Genomic DNA, 1,425 nt, shown 5'->3' with positions numbered 1-1,425 from the left:
GGCTCATCCGGATCGAGGGTGTAGTCGGGGTCGGAATCCGCCGGTCTCGAGGAGCGATCTGGCGATGTAGTTGGTGAGGTTGCGGAAGCCGAGGGCAGAGCCGCGTAGGTGCTCGAGCCGACCGTTCATGGCCTCGGTGGGTCCGTTGCTGGTACCGGACCGGTCGAAGTAGGCCAGGATGTCGGCGGCTCGTCGGGCGAGGGTCCGGCCGAGTTTGCGGACCTCCTTCAGGGCGGCGGGGACCCCGGAGGCGAGGGAGTCTATGACCCGGCGCATCTTCGCCCGGCCGCGGGCCTTGTCGGGCTCGCGGTAGGCGGCGATCATGCCCTGGTAGACGGCCCAGGTCGCCTCGACCGCGACGTGGGTGTCGCCGTCGAACAGGGCGTCAAGGCGCTGGTTCTGCTTCTCGGTGAGCAGGTCGGCACCGGTGTGCAGGGTCCGGCGGGCGGAGTAGAGCGGGTCGCCCTTGCGGCCCCGGTGCCCGCGGGTGTCCTGCTGAACGCGCCGTCGGCAGTCATCGAGCGCGTCACCGGCGAGACGGACCACGTGGAAGGGATCCATCACGGCGACCGCGTCGGGCAGCTCCTCGGCGGTGGCGGTCTTGAACCCGGTGAAGCCATCCATCGCGACGACCTCGATGCCGTCGCGCCAGGCCTGCGGGCGCTCGGTGAGCCAGGTCTTGAACGCCTGCTTCGAGCGCCCCTCGACCATGTCGAGCAGCCGGGACGGGCCGGTCCCCTCACGCACGCCGGTCAGGTCGATGATGACGGTGACGTACTTGTCCCCGCGACGGGTGTGGCGCCATACGTGCTCGTCGACCCCGATGGCGCTGACGCCATCGAACCGGGTCGGGTCATCGATCAGGACCCGCCGGCCCTCGGCCAGGACCGCGGCGTTGGCGGTGTTCCACGACACCCCGAGCCCCTCGGCGACCCGGGCGACCGTGAGGTGCTGGCACACGATGCCTTCCAGGGCCCAGCGCAGGCCCCGGCGGGAGAGCTTCGCCCGCGGCTCGGCCGCGGCGGTGGTGTCCTGGCGCCACACGTGCCCGCAGCCGGTGCACCGGTACCGGCGCACCGTGACCAGCAGCGTGGTGGGCCGCCACCCCAGCGGCTCGTGCGCGAGCTCGCGGGTGACGGTGTCGCGCGCGGTGCCCTCGCACCCACACCGCCGGCACCAGTTGTCCGCCTCGACGACCCGGCAGGCCAACACGGCCCGATCGGGCTCGACCCGCTGACCGACGACCTCCAGGCCGAGCTCGTCCAGGCGGACAAAGGTGGTCAGGTCGGGGCGAGCGAAGGTAGCGTCAGGCACGTCGAGGTCTTTCGGATGGGCAGCGTCAGAACTCCCATCATCGGAAGACCTCGACCCCTACCTGGACCTCGACACGCCGTGTCGCTCCCGGCGCCGCCCCCGCCTACACCC

General features: G+C 71.5%; 1 protein-coding gene. It reads right to left on the bottom strand.

What is annotated here, in order from left to right; all coding sequences use genetic code 11:
* Positions 1–3 precede the first annotated feature (3 nt).
* Positions 4–1,314 (bottom strand): ISL3 family transposase, encoded by a 1,311-nt coding sequence (locus HIR71_RS16240; protein WP_169326100.1) that lies wholly within the window; start codon positions 1,312–1,314, stop codon positions 4–6.
* Positions 1,315–1,425 lie beyond the last annotated feature (111 nt).

The organism is Cellulomonas fimi, assembly GCF_012952065.1.
Classification (GTDB): Bacteria; Actinomycetota; Actinomycetes; order Actinomycetales; family Cellulomonadaceae; genus Pengzhenrongella; species Pengzhenrongella fimi_A.
Note: the sequence above shows the minus strand (reverse complement) of the source record. Positions and strands in the feature narration are given on the sequence as shown.